At 55.7% G+C, this 17,857-nt stretch carries 11 protein-coding genes and 1 rRNA gene; 6 read left to right on the plus strand and 6 right to left on the minus strand.

What is annotated here, in order from left to right; genetic code table 11:
- Positions 1 to 231: 231 nt before the first annotated feature.
- The 5 genes from rrf to aceK all read left to right on the plus strand — a co-directional run bounded on the left by rrf (position 232) and on the right by aceK (position 6,479).
- Positions 232 to 347 (plus strand): 5S ribosomal RNA (gene rrf, locus H7K52_RS07100).
- A gap of 211 nt (positions 348 to 558) precedes the next feature.
- A complete protein-coding gene (gene metA / locus H7K52_RS07105) occupies positions 559 to 1,488 on the plus strand; it encodes a homoserine O-acetyltransferase MetA (protein WP_090963629.1) in 930 nt (309 codons plus the stop codon).
- 262 nt (positions 1,489 to 1,750) lie between these two features.
- Positions 1,751 to 3,349, plus strand: a complete 1,599-nt coding sequence (gene aceB / locus H7K52_RS07110) for a malate synthase A (RefSeq protein WP_008926590.1) — start codon at positions 1,751 to 1,753, stop codon at positions 3,347 to 3,349.
- A gap of 17 nt (positions 3,350 to 3,366) precedes the next feature.
- The gene (gene aceA / locus H7K52_RS07115; RefSeq protein ID WP_003852771.1) at positions 3,367 to 4,668 is read left to right on the plus strand and encodes an isocitrate lyase; all 1,302 of its coding nucleotides are present in this window, start codon (positions 3,367 to 3,369) and stop codon (positions 4,666 to 4,668) included.
- Between the two features lie 62 nt (positions 4,669 to 4,730).
- The gene (gene aceK, locus H7K52_RS07120; protein ID WP_182629877.1) at positions 4,731 to 6,479 is read left to right on the plus strand and encodes a bifunctional isocitrate dehydrogenase kinase/phosphatase; all 1,749 of its coding nucleotides are present in this window, start codon (positions 4,731 to 4,733) and stop codon (positions 6,477 to 6,479) included.
- Here the strand turns inward: aceK and iclR are convergent.
- The gene (iclR, locus tag H7K52_RS07125) at positions 6,454 to 7,281 is read right to left on the minus strand and encodes a glyoxylate bypass operon transcriptional repressor IclR (protein ID WP_182629878.1); all 828 of its coding nucleotides are present in this window, start codon (positions 7,279 to 7,281) and stop codon (positions 6,454 to 6,456) included. The genes aceK and iclR overlap by 26 nt on opposite strands.
- Positions 7,282 to 7,523: 242 nt before the next feature.
- Here iclR and metH point away from each other — a divergent pair, with 242 nt between their 5' ends.
- Positions 7,524 to 11,159, plus strand: coding sequence for a methionine synthase (gene metH, locus H7K52_RS07130; RefSeq protein ID WP_476641276.1), 3,636 nt, complete (start codon positions 7,524 to 7,526; stop codon positions 11,157 to 11,159).
- A 281-nt stretch (positions 11,160 to 11,440) separates the two neighbouring features.
- Here metH and H7K52_RS07135 read toward each other — a convergent pair whose 3' ends face one another.
- The 5 genes from H7K52_RS07135 to pgi form a co-directional block, all read right to left on the minus strand.
- Positions 11,441 to 13,531, minus strand: a complete 2,091-nt coding sequence (locus H7K52_RS07135) for a YjbH domain-containing protein (RefSeq protein WP_039660686.1) — start codon at positions 13,529 to 13,531, stop codon at positions 11,441 to 11,443.
- On the minus strand, positions 13,531 to 14,274 hold the full coding sequence (locus tag H7K52_RS07140) for a capsule biosynthesis GfcC family protein (RefSeq protein WP_182629879.1): 744 nt from the start codon (positions 14,272 to 14,274) through the stop codon (positions 13,531 to 13,533). Before H7K52_RS07140 ends, H7K52_RS07135 begins: the two co-directional genes overlap by 1 nt.
- On the minus strand, positions 14,271 to 14,918 hold the full coding sequence (locus H7K52_RS07145) for a YjbF family lipoprotein (RefSeq protein ID WP_003852764.1): 648 nt from the start codon (positions 14,916 to 14,918) through the stop codon (positions 14,271 to 14,273). Before H7K52_RS07145 ends, H7K52_RS07140 begins: the two co-directional genes overlap by 4 nt.
- A 194-nt stretch (positions 14,919 to 15,112) precedes the next feature.
- Positions 15,113 to 15,370: an exopolysaccharide production protein YjbE gene (yjbE, locus tag H7K52_RS07150; RefSeq protein WP_008926598.1), complete on the minus strand. Its 258-nt coding sequence runs from the start codon at positions 15,368 to 15,370 to the stop codon at positions 15,113 to 15,115.
- Between the two features lie 566 nt (positions 15,371 to 15,936).
- A complete protein-coding gene (pgi, locus tag H7K52_RS07155; protein WP_008926599.1) occupies positions 15,937 to 17,583 on the minus strand; it encodes a glucose-6-phosphate isomerase in 1,647 nt (548 codons plus the stop codon).
- Between the last annotated feature and the right edge of the window lie 274 nt (positions 17,584 to 17,857).

The raw sequence follows: 17,857 nt of genomic DNA on the forward strand, positions 1-17,857 counted from the left end.
GACCCGTGAGGCTTAACCTTACAACGCCAGAGGCGTTTTTGAGAGAGACGATTTTCAGCCTGTTACCGGATACAGTTGTGTCCTGCGGACTGAAGTCCGAAGGATTTTGCGCTGAGGCAAGGCGGCAACCGACCGATGTGAAGGAGCATACTGAAGTATGTGACTGAGCAGCGCGAGGGCGGCCAACGCAGCATCAGCACAAAAGACACAGGACAGAGCACAAAGAATTTGCCTGGCGGCTTTAGCGCGGTGGTCCCACCTGACCCCATGCCGAACTCAGAAGTGAAACACCGTAGCGCCGATGGTAGTGTGGGGTCTCCCCATGCGAGAGTAGGGAACTGCCAGGCATTATATAAGTGAAGAAGCCCCGCACGAAAGTGCGGGGCTTTTTTACGTCTGCATTATTTTGCGTCTGCGCTATGTCCCTTTAATACTATGCCCATTTAAGCTGAAACATTTTCATTTTCCGCATGAAACCTCGACATCTCACAACGATCAGGCTAATGTTGGGCATCCAGATGTCTAAACGTTTATATGGTTGCGAGAGGTGAGCAGGTTATGCCAATCAGGGTTCCCGACGAATTACCGGCAGTGAATTTTTTGCGTGACGAAAACGTCTTTGTCATGACGTCGTCGCGCGCCAGTGTTCAGGAGATCCGACCGCTTAAAGTGCTCATACTGAATCTGATGCCGAAAAAGATCGAAACAGAGAATCAGTTTCTGCGTCTGCTTTCCAACTCGCCCTTACAGATCGATATTCAGCTGCTGCGCATCGACAGCCGCGAGTCACGCAATACGCCCACTGAGCACCTCAACAACTTCTACTGCAATTTTGAAGATATCCAGCATGACAACTATGACGGCTTAATCGTGACAGGTGCGCCACTGGGGCTGGTCGATTTTAATGATGTTGCTTACTGGCCTCAGATTCAGCGCGTGCTGCACTGGGCAAATGAGCACGTCACCTCAACGCTGTTTGTCTGCTGGGCCGTGCAGGCGGCGCTTAATATTCTGTATGGCATTCCCAAGCAAACCCGGCATAACAAACTGTCCGGCGTCTATGAGCATCAGATACTGCATCCTCATGCCTTACTGACCCGGGGTTTTGATGATAATTTCCTCGCACCACACTCTCGTTATGCTGATTTTCCTACTCAACTGATCACGGATTACACCGATCTTGAGCTGTTTGCTGAATCGGAACAAACCGGTGCCTATCTGATGGCGAGTAAAGACAAACGCCTGGTATTTGTTACTGGCCATCCGGAGTATGACGCGCTGACGTTGTCTGGTGAGTATCATCGTGATTATGAAGCGGGTGTGAATCCGGAAGTCCCCTATAACTATTTCCCACAGGACAATCCGGCCCTGCCACCGCGCGCGACCTGGCGTAGCCACGGTAATCTGCTGTTCTCGAACTGGCTCAACTACTACGTTTACCAGATCACGCCATTCGATCTGCGTCGCATGAATCCAACGCTGGAGTAGTCCCGCCCGAAGATCAACTGAACCGTGTTAGCCGATGGCAACACGGTTTTTTTTCGCCTGAAAAACAGCAATGAAAGTCGTTCCTTTAATAAATAAAACTTTAAATCCATATAAAACATCAGGATAGCTGGTTTAATGTATAAGAATGGAAATAGTTTTTGATTTAGAAAAATAAATGCTTATGCTCTGATCCTGTAGCTCACAAAATAAACACCGTGTGGATCCGCTGCATTCGATCCTTTGAATACAGGAGAACGCCAGCATGACAGACTCAGTGATCAGCCCTGCGCTGAATTTCAGCCAGCCCTTTAGCCATGCCGAACAACAGCTGTTAACGCCCGAAGCGGTTTCTTTTCTGGAAGCGCTGGTCGCACGCTTTGCATCGCAACGCAACGAGCTGTTGTTGGCACGCCAGCAGCGTCAGCAACGCTATGACCAGGGCTATCTGCCAGACTTCGATATGGAAACTGCTTCCATAAGAGAGGGTGCGTGGCGTATTCAATCCATTCCGGCCGACTTAGAAGATCGTCGGGTTGAGATCACCGGCCCACCGGATCGAAAAATGGTCATTAATGCCCTGAACTCAAACGTAAAAGTCTTTATGGCCGACTTTGAGGATTCGCTGTCACCGGAGTGGTCAAAGCTGATGGAAGGGCAGCTCACACTGCGCGAGGCGGTGCAGGGCACGCTGAGTTACACCAGCGACAAAGGCAAAATTTATCAGCTCGGCGCAAACCCAGCGGTGCTGATGTGCCGGGTTCGCGGTCTGCATCTGTCAGAAAAACATGTCAGCTGGCAGGGTGAGGCGATTCCGGGCGGGCTGTTTGATTTCGCGCTCTATTTCTTCCACAACGTCCGGCCTTTACTGGCCAAAGGCAGCGGGCCTTACTTCTATCTGCCGAAAACAGAGAGCTGGCAGGAGATCGCCTGGTGGCGTGAGATCTTCAGTTTCAGCGAGGATCAGTTCGATCTGCCGCGCGGTACGATCAAGGCTACCGTCCTGATTGAAACGTTACCCGCCGTGTTTCAGATGGATGAGATCCTGTGGAATCTTCGCGATCATATTGTGGGGCTCAACTGCGGCCGCTGGGATTACATCTTCAGCTACATCAAAACCCTGAAACAGCATGCGGATCGCGTTCTGCCGGATCGCCAGTCAGTCACCATGTCGCAGCCGTTTCTGGATGCTTACTCACGTCTGCTGATTAAAACCTGTCATCGTCGGGGAGCCTTCGCGATGGGGGGAATGTCAGCCCTGATTCCTGCTAAAGACCCAACACGTAATGCCTGGGTACTGCAGCGCGTGACGGAAGATAAACAGCGTGAGGCGGGCAACGGGCATGACGGTACCTGGATTGCGCATCCGGGCCTGGCAGACACCGCTATGGCGGTCTTCAATGCCGTGCTGGGCGACCAACCCAACCAGTTGCATGTTATGCGGGAAGAGGATGCCCCGATCACGGCGGAGCAGTTACTTGCGCCCTGTCAGGGTGAGCGCACCGAAGCGGGGATGCGCGCCAATATCCGCGTCGCGCTGCAATACCTTGAAGCCTGGATCAGCGGTAACGGCTGTGTGCCGATTGACGGGCTGATGGAGGATGCCGCCACTGCTGAGATTGCTCGCACCTCAATCTGGCAATGGATTCGTCATCAGCAAATCCTGAACAACGGCCAGCAGGTTACGGCCGAACTGTTTCTGCGCTGGCTGAACGAAGAGCTGCACCTGCTGCAAAACGCGCTGGGCGAAGCCCACTTCAGCGCTGGTCGCTATGACGACGCGGCACAGCTGATGGCTCAGATCACCACCGAACGCGAACTGGTTTCCTTTCTTACCCTGCCAGGCTACCGCCTGATCCCCTGAACAGAGGAGCTATTGCCATGACACGTACTCAACAGATCGATCAACTGGAACAACTCTGGCAGACCGCACGCTGGGAGGGCATTATCCGCCCTTACAGCGCAGCAGAGGTGGTTAATCTGCGCGGCTCGGTTCTGCCTGCCTGTACGCTGGCAGAGCGCGGTGCCGAAAAGTTATGGGCGCTGCTGAACGGCGAGGCGAAGAAAGGTTACATCAACAGCCTGGGTGCGCTCAGTGGCGGGCAGGCACTGCAACAGGCCAAAGCGGGCATTGAAGCGATCTATCTCTCTGGCTGGCAGGTGGCTGCGGATGCCAATGTGGCAGGACAGATGTATCCCGATCAGTCGCTCTACCCGGTGAACTCCGTACCGGAAGTGGTGACCCGCATTAACCAGACGTTTCAGCGTGCCGATCAGATTCAGTGGTCCAGCGGCATTGAAGAGGGCGACAGCCGGCATACTGATTTCTTCCTGCCGATTGTTGCCGATGCTGAAGCCGGTTTTGGCGGCGTGCTCAATGCCTATGAGCTGATGAAGGCGATGATTCAGGCGGGGGCGGCGGCTGTCCACTTCGAAGACCAGCTGGCGGCGGTTAAAAAATGCGGTCACATGGGTGGCAAAGTGCTGGTACCGACCCAGGAAGCGATTCAGAAACTGGTAGCGGCACGACTGGCGGCCGATGTAATGGGTGTGCCAACCGTGCTACTGGCTCGCACCGACGCCGACGCCGCTGACCTGATTACCTCAGACTGCGATGAATACGATCGTCCCTTTATCCGGGGCGACAGGACGGCAGAAGGCTTCTTCCGCACTCATGCCGGTATTGAACAGGCGATCAGTCGCGGACTGGCCTATGCACCTTATGCTGACATCCTGTGGTGTGAAACCTCAACACCGGATCTGGCGATGGCGCAGCGTTTTGCCGACGCTATTCATGCGCGTTTCCCCGGCAAGCTACTGGCCTACAACTGCTCGCCCTCGTTTAACTGGAAAAAGAACCTCGATGACCGCACTATCGCGCAATTTCAGCAGGCGCTCAGCGACATGGGGTATCGCTTCCAGTTCATCACGCTGGCAGGCATCCACAGCATGTGGTTCAACATGTTCGATCTGGCCCATGCCTATGCGCAGGGTGAAGGGATGCGCCACTATGTGGAAAAGGTTCAGCAGCCTGAGTTCGCGGCCCGCGATCGCGGTTATAGCTTCTCGTCACATCAGCAGGAAGTAGGCACCGGCTATTTCGATCAGGTGACCAACATCATTCAGGGCGGTAAATCCTCGGTCACCGCGCTCACCGGCTCGACCGAAGAGCACCAGTTCTGACGCTTCTCCTCTGACGGATTCCCCGCCCGCACCATGCGGGCGGGCATTGACCGGAGCTGACTATGCCGCCACGCGAATCGTTGATTGCCCACACTATCCTGCAGGGATTTGATGCTCAGTATGGCCGCTTTCTGGATATTACTGCCGGCGCGCAGCAGCGCTTTGAGCAGGCAGAATGGCAGGCAGTGCAGCATGCCATGAAGGCTCGCATTCATCTCTATGATCATCACGTCAGCCTGGTTGCCGATCAACTGCGCGTGCTGAACGGTGCGGCAAGCTGGGATGCGATGTTCTGGCTGAGGGTTAAAGATCACTATCAAAGCCTGCTACCTGGCTATCCGCGGCACGAAATTGCCGAAAGCTTCTTTAATTCCGTCTATTGCCGGCTACACGGACATGCTGACCTGCAACCTGACCGGCTGTTTATCTTCAGCTCTCAGTCCCTGACCGCGCCGGTCACACCTCTGCGCCCCTTATCACGGCGTTACCAGCCGGAGCGGGGCTGGCGGGCATTGGTAGATCAGATACTGGAGGATCTACCGCTGACGCTACCGTGGCAGCACCGCGCGCGCGATGTGGGCTGGATTGTCCGCCACCTGGAGTCGCATTTTCCCCGACTGAGCGAGGCATGGCTCGAGGTCAACAGTGAGCTCTTTTATCGCAACAAAACGGCCTGGCTGGTGGCGCGTCTGCATCTGCCAGCGGGTATCTTTCCCTGTCTGCTGCCGATCCAGCGGACGGAAACCGGCGAACTGTGGATCGACACCTGTCTGACGGATGTAAATGACGCCAGCATTGTCTTTGGTTTTGCCCGCGCCTATTTCATGGTGTATGCCCCGGTACCTGCGGCACTGGTCGCCTGGCTGCAACCCATTCTGCCCGCCAAAACACTGGCCGAACGCTATATGGCGATTGGCTGCCAGAAGCACGGTAAAACGGAAAGCTATCGCGAATATCTTCAGGCGCTGGCAGAGAGTGAAACGGCCTTTGAGATCGCGCCTGGCGTGCGCGGCATGGTGATGCTGGTCTTCACGCTGCCGGGCTTTGACTGGGTATTCAAGGTCATCAGGGATCGCTTCGCACCACAAAAAGAGGTGACGGAAGCACAGGTCCGCGCCTGTTATCAGCAGGTCAAAGAGCACGACCGTGTGGGGCGCATGGCAGATACCCAGGAGTTTGAACAGTTTGCACTGCCGCTGGCGCGCATCTCATCGGCGCTGCTGGCGGAACTCCACGCCTGTGTGGCAGAGAAGCTGTATATCGAAGGCGATCGCCTGATTATTCGTCATCTGTGGCTGGAGCGCCGTATGCAGCCGCTGAATCTCTATCTTGCCCAGGCCAGCCCAGCCGAGCGACGTCATGCCATTGAAGAGTATGGCAATGCCATTCGACAGCTGGCGGCAGCCAATATCTTTCCCGGCGATATGCTGTTTAAAAACTTCGGCATAACCCGTCATGGGCGGGTGATATTTTACGATTACGATGAGATCCGCCCGATGCAGGAGCTGAACTTCCGGGAGGTGCCCGCGGCACGCTATGAGGAAGATGAACTCAGTGCCGAGCCGTGGTACAGCGTGGGGCCAGACGATGTCTTTCCCGAAACCTTCCGCTATGCGTTATGCAGCGAAACCGCGACCGGCGCTTTGCTGCTGGAACTGCATCCGGAAATATTCGACGCCAGCTGGTGGCGCACACAGCAGCAGCGCATCGCGCAGGGCCATGTCGAAGAGGTGATCGCCTGGCGGCAGACGCAGCGTTTCAGCGTCTGCTATACGCCAGAGAGGGTTAGCGACCGCTGTACGCCAGCGTAACCTGACGCGCTTCGCGGATGACCAGCGCACCTAATTCCGTAATCCTGTCGTCTGTCATGCGGGCGATAGGGCCGGAGATGGAGAGGGCAGCAAACGCCTCGCCATGTTCATCATAGATGGGTGCAGCGACACAGCGCAGTCCGAGTGCATGCTCTTCATCATCCAGCGAAAAGCCCGCTTTACGCACCTGTGCCAGATTCTCTTTCAAACTCTGTGGCGACATCAGGGTTTTTGGCGTGTAGTAGTGCAATCCTTTCTGATGCAGCAGGGCAGTAATCTGTTCTTCACCCAGATGGGCCAGAAAGGCTTTGCCTGCACCTGACGCATGCATCGGCAGCTTGCCGCCAATCGGTGCTGACATCCGCATCAGCTGGGTGCACTGCACCTGATCAATGATCACCGCCTGATAGTCACTGAGATCCAGCACCGCCAGATTCACTGTTTCACCGGACTGCTCCATCAGGCTCCGCAACACCGGATGAACCAGCGCCAGCAGATTACGGCTTTGCAGGAAACTGCTGCCAACCACAAAGGCGTGTGCGCCAATCGTCCATAGCCCGAGATCGCCCACCTGGCGGACAAAGCCCTGCTGCTGCATGGTGCTGAGCAGGCGATGCGTGGTGGAGTTAGGCAAACCCGCCTGCTGCGCGAGCTCGGTCAGCGCCACGCTGCCATGTGAATCTGCAATCAGCTCCAGCAGCGTGAGGCCGCGCGTCAGTGATTGAACCTGACCGCCCGCGGGTGCGGCGACAGGGATGCCGCGGGGTTTCTTACCGCGCTTAAGAGGAACGGGCGTGGCCATTGTTGTCTCTCCTTTTGCATTGTGGAAATCATTTTCGTTTTAATCGCGCGGTTTGCAAACGCTGGTTTTCTGGTCAGACCTGTGAGGCGATGATCTGAAAATCTCTCAGGTGAGGTTACTTTGTCGCCAGACAGGGTTGTGCCAGAATGGAAAACAGGGTTTTCCGCCAGCAGACTGACGTGAATGGGGCAACAGTGAGCAATAAAATCGACGCGCTACATCAGCAGCTCGCACAACGCATTATGGTGTTGGATGGTGGCATGGGCACCATGATCCAGAGTTACCGGCTGGAGGAAGAGGATTATCGCGGCAGCCGTTTTGCTGACTGGCCCTGCGATCTCAAAGGCAACAACGATCTGCTGGTGCTGAGTAAACCGGACGTGATCCGCGAGATCCACGACGCTTATCTGGCTGCAGGTGCAGATATCCTCGAAACCAATACCTTTAACGCCACGTCGATTGCGATGGCGGACTACCAGATGGAAAGCCTGTCGGCGGAGATCAATTATGAAGCGGCCCGGCTGGCACGAGCCTGCGCAGATGCGTGGACGGCGAAAACACCGGACCGCCCGCGTTATGTCGCGGGGGTGCTCGGCCCGACCAACCGCACCTGCTCGATCTCACCCGACGTCAACGATCCGGCTTACCGAAACGTCACCTTTAATCAGCTGATAGAGGCATACCGCGAATCAACCCGTGCGCTGGTGGAGGGCGGTTCCGACATCATTATGATCGAAACGGTGTTCGATACGCTGAATGCCAAAGCCGCCATCTATGCAGTGCAGACCGAGATGGAAGCGCTGGGTGTCACGCTGCCGCTGATGATCTCCGGCACCATCACCGATGCGTCAGGCCGGACGCTCTCCGGTCAGACCACGGAAGCCTTTTACAACTCGCTGCGCCATGCCGAACCGCTCTCTTTTGGCCTGAACTGCGCGCTGGGACCGGATGAACTGCGTCAGTATGTGGCGGAGCTGTCACGCATTGCTGAAGGCTACGTGACTGCCCATCCTAACGCCGGTCTGCCCAACGCGTTCGGCGAATACGATCTTGATGCAGAGTTGATGGCGCAGCAGATTGGTGAATGGGCGACCTCGGGTTTCCTGAATATTATTGGCGGCTGTTGTGGTACGACGCCGAAGCATATCGCTGCCATGGTCGCGGCGGTTGAAGGTGTTGCGCCGCGTCCATTGCCGACGATTCCAGTGGCCTGTCGTCTCTCGGGTCTTGAGCCGCTGAACATCACCGCAGAGTCACTGTTTGTTAACGTTGGTGAGCGCACCAACGTCACTGGCTCCGCAAAATTTAAGCGGCTGATCAAAGAAGAGAAGTACAACGAAGCGCTTGAAGTGGCGCTGCAGCAGGTGCAGAGCGGCGCACAGATCATCGACATCAACATGGATGAAGGGATGCTCGATGCTGAAGCAGCGATGGTGCGCTTCCTGAATCTGATTGCAGGCGAGCCCGATATTGCCCGCGTGCCGATCATGATCGACTCCTCCAAATGGGAGGTCATTGAGAAAGGGCTGCAGTGCATTCAGGGCAAAGGGATCGTGAACTCGATTTCGATGAAAGAGGGTGAAGCCGCCTTTATCCACCATGCGCGGCAGGTCCGGCGTTATGGGGCGGCGATGGTAGTCATGGCGTTTGACGAAGTGGGCCAGGCGGATACGCGTGCCCGTAAAATTGAGATCTGCCGCCGTGCTTACCACATCCTCACCGAGCAGGTCGGTTTCCCGCCGGAAGATATTATCTTCGATCCCAACATTTTTGCAGTCGCCACCGGCATCGACGAACACAACAACTACGCCATGGATTTCATCGGTGCCTGTGAAGATATCAAGCGTGAACTGCCCCATGCCATGATCTCCGGCGGCGTCTCCAACGTATCGTTTTCATTCCGGGGCAACGATCCGGTTCGTGAAGCAATACACGCGGTGTTCCTCTACTACGCCATCCGAAACGGCATGGATATGGGCATCGTTAACGCAGGTCAGCTGGCCATCTATGACGATCTGCCGACAGAACTGCGCGAGGCGGTAGAAGATGTGATCCTTAACCGCCGGGATGATGGCACCGAGCGGCTGCTGGCGCTGGCGGAGAAATACCGTGGCGGCAAAAGCGATGGTGCGCAGGAAAAGCAGCTCGCCGAGTGGCGAAGCTGGGACGTGGTGAAACGACTGGAGTATTCGCTGGTTAAGGGGATCACGGAGTTTATCGAGCAGGATACCGAAGAGGCGCGCCAGCAGGTGCCGCGTCCGATAGAAGTGATTGAAGGTCCGCTGATGTCCGGCATGAACGTGGTCGGTGACCTGTTCGGCGAAGGCAAAATGTTCCTGCCGCAGGTGGTGAAATCGGCACGCGTAATGAAGCAGGCGGTGGCTTATCTGGAGCCTTTTATCGAAGCCAGCAAAGAGGCGGGGCGCAGCAACGGTAAAATCGTGCTGGCCACCGTTAAAGGTGACGTACATGACATCGGCAAAAACATTGTCGGCGTGGTGCTGCAGTGTAATAACTACGAAATTGTCGACCTTGGCGTGATGGTGCCGGGCGAAAAAATCCTTAAAACGGCGCGCGAAGTGAATGCGGACATCATTGGCTTATCCGGTCTGATTACGCCGTCGCTGGATGAGATGGTCAATATGGCGAAAGAGATGGAGCGTCAGGGGTTTACCTTACCGCTGCTGATTGGCGGCGCGACCACCTCAAAGGCACATACTGCCGTCAAAATTGAGCAGCACTACAGCGGCCCGACGGTCTACGTGCAGAACGCCTCACGCACTGTTGGCGTCGTTTCATCACTGCTCTCCGCCACCTTAAAAGACGATTTCGTTGCCCGAACGCGCAAAGAGTACGAAACCGTACGCATCCAGCATGCGCGCAAAAAGCCGCGCACGCCGCCGGTCTCGCTGCAGACGGCGCGCGATAACGCCACGTCGATTGACTGGGAAAGCTACTCGCCGCCGGTGCCACACCGTCTCGGTGTCAGCCAGGTGGAGGCCAGCATTGCCACGCTGCGCCACTACATCGACTGGACGCCATTCTTTATGACCTGGTCGCTGGCGGGCAAATATCCCCGCATTCTTGAAGATGAGGTGGTCGGTGAAGAGGCGCAGCGTCTGTTCGCCGATGCCAATGCGATGCTCGACAGATTAAGTGATCAGTCACTGCTGAAACCGCGTGGTGTGGTCGGTATTTTCCCGGCTAACCGGGTCGGCGATGATATTCATCTCTACAGTGATGAGCGGCGCGATGAAGTGTTGTGTGTGAGTCATCACTTACGTCAACAGACCGAGAAAACCGACTTCGCCAACTACTGCCTGGCGGATTTTGTCGCGCCGAAAACCTCCGGAAAAGCGGATTATCTTGGCGCGTTCGCGGTGACAGGCGGACTGGAAGAGGATGCGCTGGCGGAGGCCTATGATCGTCAGCACGACGACTACAACAAGATCATGGTGAAAGCGCTTGCTGACCGTCTGGCGGAAGCCTTCGCCGAATACCTGCACGAGCGGGTGCGTAAGGTGATCTGGGGCTTTGCGCCCAACGAGAATCTCAGCAACGAAGAGCTGATTCGCGAAAATTATCAGGGGATACGTCCGGCGCCAGGCTATCCGGCCTGCCCGGAGCATACCGAAAAAGCCGCTATCTGGCGTCTGCTGGCAGTGGAAGCGCAGACCGGCATGAAACTCACCGAATATTATGCGATGTGGCCGGGTGCGGCGGTGTCTGGCTGGTATTTCAGCCATCCTGACAGCCGCTATTTTGCCGTGGCGCAGATTCAGCGTGATCAGGTGGAAGATTATGCGGCACGCAAAGGGATGTCGGTTACGGAGGTGGAGCGCTGGCTGGCGCCGAATCTCGGCTACGATGCGGACTAAATAAAAAAAGCGGCCCGAGGTGGTTGATAAAGCCTGGTCCGCACTGCTGTGATACCGGAGCGGCGCAGGAAAGACGGTCAGATCGGAAAGGCGCTAAAGCCAGTCTTTGGCCGCTCGGCCCGCGCAATTACGCACCTCATTCCTGAGGTGCGCCCGTAAACGGACCAACGCGTTGCGTTGTTCAAAAACGCTCCTGGCGTTTTTTGCGTCTTTACGCAGGGCGTTTGCTCCCTGAGCCTGCTTCTGTAAACAGCGTTGAGCGGCCCGAAGGCCGCCTCTGCTTAGTTGAAGCGCGCGTCGCGATCCGACGTCAGATCATACAGCTGGTACTTACGGCCCAGCATCTGACCACCATCACGCGTCAGCGGCACCCAGTTCACCTGCGCGCGACCACGCGTTGGTGTCACGGTGAACAGATCCATCGGGATGGAGATATAGAAGCCTTTGGTGAAGTCGCCTTCGCCATACTCTTCAGACGACACATTAGTTTTGGTAGCATAAACACCGACCATCACGCCGCTGTCGAAGCGCTTCGACACATCAACCGTCACGCCTTTATCTTTCGCCAGATACTGACCGACGCTGGTTTTCACCAGTACATCCTGCATGAACCATGGACGCCAGTAGCCCGTCAGGTTGCCGGTTGCCGCTTTATAGCGGTTAAACTGCATCATATTGTCCCAGTCACGCTGACGAACGTAGTTGGCATCGACGCCCACCGCCCAGTTCGCATCGACCGGACGATAAAGCACCTCGCCACCCACGCCGCCGTACATTGTCTCCAGATAGCCGCCGTAGACCTGACCATAGAAGCCATTACCGAGCTGGCCCATATAGTTCGCCTGCAGATCGTTGACGTAGACATTGTTCTCAACGTAGTCGCGGATATGGGTACGCACGCGCGGCAGGGAAGAGTCCGCCGGTGCGCCGTTGTAGTTGAACTTGTCATAGTTGTTGGCGAGGTTACCAAACAGACTGCCGCCCACCAGCAGGTGGTCCGTCAGCCAGTAATCCGCGCTGGCCATCACGCCGACCTGATACATATAGAAGCTTTCCGGGCCGCCCACCGACTGATTCAGCACCGGCGACAGGCTGTAGTTCAGGCGATCTTTACGGATAAACATCCCCTGCTCAGTGGTACCCGGATCGACCGGTTCTTTGCGTGTCTGTTGCAGCGGCTTCTCATGGCCCAGCGGATAGCCTTCCAGATCGTTACGCAGGCTGGCGACTTTCGTCTCCGTGGTTACCTGCGGCATGTTAAAGCGCGACTCGGTGACATTGATCGTGTCGATGCCGTCAGGCAGGTGGTTCATGATAATGCGGTTAGCGCGATCCACCCCTTCACGGGTATCGCGATACTTCGTCTGCTCGCCTGACACATACAGCGTATGGCCCTGAGTCTGAATACGCGGACCGTCGAGACCGGCGTTGTATTTCAGATCGGTCAGCTGAGAACCCACCACCGTCGTCTCCAGCAGTTTTGGCTGCGGCTGCGGATTGTAGGCCGGCTTCTCGCTGTCGATGTGCGCCTGGCGCAGATCGTTGAAGTTGGTTCGGATGGTGACACCAAACATAAAGGTATTGCCGCGTTCGTAGCTGGCGTTGATGTCGGCCCAGTCGGTCACACGATAGATTGCCCCAACGTTGAGCTTGCTGCGCTGATCAAGGCGGCCAGCAAAGTCATTCTGGTAGTCGTTGCCTTCATATTCCATCTTAAGGCGCAGCGGCTGCCAGGGCGTCTGATACTCCACGCCGCCAAACAGCGCCGTCGGACCATGGAACATCTGCGAGCCATTGATCGAACCCGCTTCGCCCACTTTCGGACGCTGACAATAGCTGTCGCTGTATGAGCAGAAGGGGTTCTTCAGCGTGCCGCTGTTGCCGAGGTAGCCCCAGCCGACGCCCAGCGTAAAGTCGAACGGCCCCCAGGCTTTGGTTCCCACCAAGTATTCGCTGTCGAACAGGCCAGTACCGCCGAGATCGCGGGTTCCCACCGCCACCTCTGGCAGCCAGAAACCTTCCTGCCACAGGCGCAGTTTCAAATCGAAGGCTTTATCTTTGTAGCTCTGTGTGCCGCTGAATTCTGATACCGCACTGTATTGACGGGTCCGCACGTCGGTATAACGCACCGTAGTTTCCAGCCAGGGGAAGAGCTGCAGTGAGGCAGAGTAGTAACGATACTGATCGTTGTCGCGGGCGTTGAGGCTGAATTCACCCTCTCTGGACATGCGCGCCGTCGGCACCTGCATCAGGCCAACACCACCGAAATCGGATTGTGAAGGACCCACCGGCGCGGGGAAAGTGTCAGCCTGCGCCTGACAGGCTGCCGCCACGGAAACAGCCAACAGGCTGAAGAGATAACGTTTTTTCATCAGTCTGGTATCCGGTGAGTCAGTACGGAAAGGATGCGATCGTTCAGGTCTTCATCACTGCCTGGCAGGCTCCATGACGAAAAGCCCAGCCAGATAACGCTGCCTGGCTCCACTTCCGCATGGCGGCGATTCCAGTAAGCAACCGGCACCTGCTGTGTGGCGCCTGAAGGGGCAATCACCGTGACAAAATTGCGTTCTGCCCCGGAGAGTGCGTCATGACCATCCAGATAGTCGCGTACTGATTTACCCGGCTGCCAGCTCACCTTGCCTGCGCCGCTCAGTGCGCCGAGCAGCAGCACTGAATCGGTGGGCGCCTGCAAATAGAGGTCATAGCTGCCTTCCAGCCGACGGTTGTCCGCCGGATGCAGACGAATCCAGTCCGGGTCAAGCGAAGTAAACTGGCGACCTGTCACTTCGATGGCGCTCAGCTGGCGAATCACCTCATCAATGGCCACCGCCCGATCGCCGCTGCTGTCGGCACGCCAGGCCCGTAACGCGCCCAGCGTCTGTTGATATTGCTGCCGGGCGACTGCGGTTGCGCCGCGCTCGGCAATAAAGGTACCGCGCCAGTCCGTGTTGACCTGCAGTGGAGGCAGGGTCACCAGCTGTGAGAGATCAGTGATCTGGCTCAGCTCAGCCTGACCGCCATTGTGCGGTGTATGGACAGTAACCTGCGCAGCAGCCTGCGCCCCTGCGACGCTGAACAGGCTCAGCCCGGCCAGCAAAATAGTGATTTTTTTCATGATTTCGCCGGCTTCAGAATAGTGATATCAACAGGGAAGGCATCGGCCGCCAGCATCTGATGAGCCTGCACCACATCGCCGCTGCTGTTATCGATCCAGAAGGTGTTTTCCCACTCGCGGTTACTGCTGTCGATGCTCACCTGCTCATGCCAGACACGACACGGGATGCGGTTGCCTGCAACCGTCAGCACCTCGTCGGTGCCGCGCTGGAAGGTTGAACGCACGGTCGCGCCGCGAACCTTACCCTGCTCGGTCCACTGCACGATGCGGGTCCAGCCAGCGCCGTTGCTGATATGCAGACTGTCAGCGAGCGGATCCTGTTGCAGATTGCTGACGCTCAGCAGGTTATCGGGTAAGCCCAGAGTTTTAACCAGACGGCCATGCTGTGTTACCAGCATCGCCTGATCCTGAGTGACCCATTTCTGCTGTCCCTGCTCGCTGTAGCCCAGCACCACAAAAATGCGCGGACCGTCATTCAGACGAGCGTAGAGACTGGCATAGGGGAGATTGTTGACCTGTTGATCGGTAACGGTGACGTCATCCGGACCGTTAACCGCGAGCAGCAAAGTCTGTTCAAGACCTTTTTGCGTTTGTGTACAGGCCTGCAGCAGCAGGCAAGCGAGCAGCAGAGGAAGTTGGCGCACTGTGTGTCCCTGATAAGTCATGCCAAAGTAAAAATAACCACACAGGCGTGTGGTTATGTTTAAAGGTGCTCTGCCCGTCCCGTCTGGCTGCAAAGCGGCAGACAATGTGGCTCCGCTGAAATCCTCACCGTAGTCAGTTTTTCAGCCTCGCCGGTTTGTTACCGTTCAGTAATCAGACGCGTTTCGGGCATCCATCAACGAGTGGTGCTCGTCGTGGTTGTGGTTGTTGTACCGGTATTTGCACCGTCACCACCGCCAGAAGCGGCAATGCCGAGCCCGACCAACGCACCAAGTGCGCCGATACCGACAGCGGTAGAAGCACCAGCAGAGATTGCTCCCGCCTGCGCGCCTGCTGCCGTACCTGCTTCACCTGCTTCCTGCGGCGCAGCAAATGCGCTTGAGGAGGCGGCAACGAGGATCAAGGCTGCACCGGCAACCATAGTTTTTTTCATAACAACGTTTCCTGCATTGAGTGAATGAAGGATCTCTGACCAGCGACAATGGCTATGCAGACAGGCTGCGACCAGTGCGACGGACAGTCCCATTGCGGGCGCGTTCATTATAGGGCAACAAAATATCAGAGTTCAGTGCTATAAAAACCAGGTCAAATGGCGGGATGATTGCGTGATTTAATCAGTAATATTGGGGATAACTGCTTTTTATATCGGAGTATTTCCGGTTGATACCCTATATTTCGCTGCTGCTAAGGGGAATGCAAAGCGTAATGTTCTTTTTTATTTATAAATGGTACGGAATAAGAATAATCAGAATTTACTCAGAAGGTCTTAAATTAAATATGGCTATGAATCAATAGTTAACCTCGTAAAGTCGCTATTATCAGATCCACTTTATACTGGATTAAACGCTGTTCCGGAGCGTGATGTTCAGAATTATCCTGGGGTATTTTAAGACTTTTCCCGTGCTGGCAGGCATCTCTGTCCTGATGAATTACCCAATAAGATGTTAAAACAGACAAAAAAAGGGCGACAAGGTTGCCGCCCGGTAAAATTAATGCCGATTAACGCCAGGATTTATAACGATTAATTAAGGCATTGGTGGAACTGTCGTGAGTGGTAATTTCATCCTCATTTTCCAGTTCCGGCAGAATACGGTTTGCCAGCTGCTTACCTAATTCCACACCCCACTGATCGAAAGTGTAGATATTCAGGATGGCGCCCTGAGTGAAGATTTTGTGCTCATACAGGGCAATCAGCGCACCCAGGCTGTATGGGGTGATCTCACGCAGCAGGATGGAGTTAGTCGGGCGGTTCCCTTCAAACACTTTGAACGGCACGATATGGGCCACTGACTCTGCAGATTTACCGGCATCGGTAAACTCTTTCTCGACAACGTCGCGTGATTTACCAAACGCCAGCGCTTCGGTCTGGGCAAAGAAGTTAGAGAGCAGCTTCGGATGGTGATCTGTCAGCGCGTTATGGGTAATAGCCGGCGCAATAAAGTCACACGGAACCAGCTTGGTGCCCTGATGGATCAGCTGATAAAACGCGTGCTGACCGTTAGTGCCAGGTTCACCCCAGATGATGGGGCCAGTCTGGTAGTCCACCGGATGACCGGCGCGATCCACATACTTGCCGTTTGACTCCATATTTCCCTGCTGGAAATAGGCGGCAAAGCGGTGCATGTACTGGTCATAAGGCAGAATCGCTTCGGTTTCAGCACCAAAGAAATTGTTGTACCAGATGCCAATCAGCGCCAGCAGCACCGGCAGGTTCTGCTCAGCCGGGGTCGTTGCGAAATGCTGGTCCATGGCATGTGCGCCGCTCAGCAGCTGCTCGAAGTTTTCGAAGCCAATTGAGAGAATGATCGACAGACCGATGGCTGACCACAGTGAATAGCGGCCGCCAACCCAGTCCCAGAATTCAAACATGTTGTTGGTGTCGATACCGAATTCACCCACCGCTTTGGCATTGGTCGACAGCGCAGCAAAGTGTTTCGCTACGTGCTGCTGATCGCCAGCAGTTTTCAGGAACCAGTCGCGCGCACTGTGGGCGTTGGTCATAGTTTCCTGAGTCGTGAAGGTCTTGGAGGCAACCAGGAACAGGGTGGTTTCCGGGCTGAGGTCTTTCAGCGTTTCGGCGATATGGGTGCCGTCAACGTTAGAGACAAAATGCATGTTCAGATGGTTTTTATACGGGCGCAGCGCCTCTGTCACCATAAATGGGCCGAGGTCGGAGCCGCCGATGCCGATATTCACCACGTCAGTGATCGCTTTACCGGTATAGCCTTTCCATTCGCCGCTGATGATGCGCTCTGAGAAGCCTTTCATCTTGTCCAGCACCGCGTTGACGTCTGGCATCACATCTTTGCCATCCACCAGAATCGGCGTGTTGCTCCGGTTGCGCAGTGCGACATGCAACACCGCACGATCTTCAGTGCGGTTAATCTTCTCACCCGAGAACATAGACTTGATGGCACCGCTGAGATCGGTCTCTTTGGCCAGCGCCTGGAGCTTATCGAGCGTTTCCTGGGTGATGCGGTTTTTGGAGAAATCCACCAGCATCTGATCATCAAAGGTGGCAGAGAATTTGGCAAAACGATCGGCATCCTGGGCGAACAGATCGGCAATTTCTACCGATTTCATCTGCTCAAAATGCTGTTGCAGCGCTTTCCAGGCTGCGGTTTGTGTCGGATTGATATTTTTCATGGCAACACTCTTGTTGATATTAAGAACCGTCATTCCATCGGAGGCACATCATGCCCGTTTAGCGTTTCAGTATGACCACAGTTGTAACTGAAAGGAAAAATTTTGTCAGCGCGCACCGGACAGGCGATCGGCACGCTGTGGTTTATCGTCAGCATTCACTGGCGCGAACACCCCGCGGGGCACAGACCCAGCGCGCAGCAAAGTGTGGCGCAAAAGTCTGCGCAAAACGTTGTGCCGTATCAGGGATTGCTGCAGGTGCTGAACCCATTAAGCA

It is taken from the genome of Pantoea hericii (genome assembly GCF_014155795.1).
Lineage (GTDB): Bacteria > Pseudomonadota > Gammaproteobacteria > Enterobacterales > Enterobacteriaceae > Pantoea > Pantoea eucalypti.

Coding starts and splice junctions, on each gene's coding strand:
- metA (WP_090963629.1), top strand. CDS start 559: ATGCCAATCAGGGTTCCCGACGAATTACCGGCAGTGAATTTTTTGCGT.
- aceB (WP_008926590.1), top strand. CDS start 1,751: ATGACAGACTCAGTGATCAGCCCTGCGCTGAATTTCAGCCAGCCCTTT.
- aceA (WP_003852771.1), top strand. CDS start 3,367: ATGACACGTACTCAACAGATCGATCAACTGGAACAACTCTGGCAGACC.
- aceK (WP_182629877.1), top strand. CDS start 4,731: ATGCCGCCACGCGAATCGTTGATTGCCCACACTATCCTGCAGGGATTT.
- iclR (WP_182629878.1), bottom strand. CDS start 7,281: ATGGCCACGCCCGTTCCTCTTAAGCGCGGTAAGAAACCCCGCGGCATC.
- metH (WP_476641276.1), top strand. CDS start 7,524: ATGGTGTTGGATGGTGGCATGGGCACCATGATCCAGAGTTACCGGCTG.
- H7K52_RS07135 (WP_039660686.1), bottom strand. CDS start 13,531: ATGAAAAAACGTTATCTCTTCAGCCTGTTGGCTGTTTCCGTGGCGGCA.
- H7K52_RS07140 (WP_182629879.1), bottom strand. CDS start 14,274: ATGAAAAAAATCACTATTTTGCTGGCCGGGCTGAGCCTGTTCAGCGTC.
- yjbE (WP_008926598.1), bottom strand. CDS start 15,370: ATGAAAAAAACTATGGTTGCCGGTGCAGCCTTGATCCTCGTTGCCGCC.
- pgi (WP_008926599.1), bottom strand. CDS start 17,583: ATGAAAAATATCAATCCGACACAAACCGCAGCCTGGAAAGCGCTGCAA.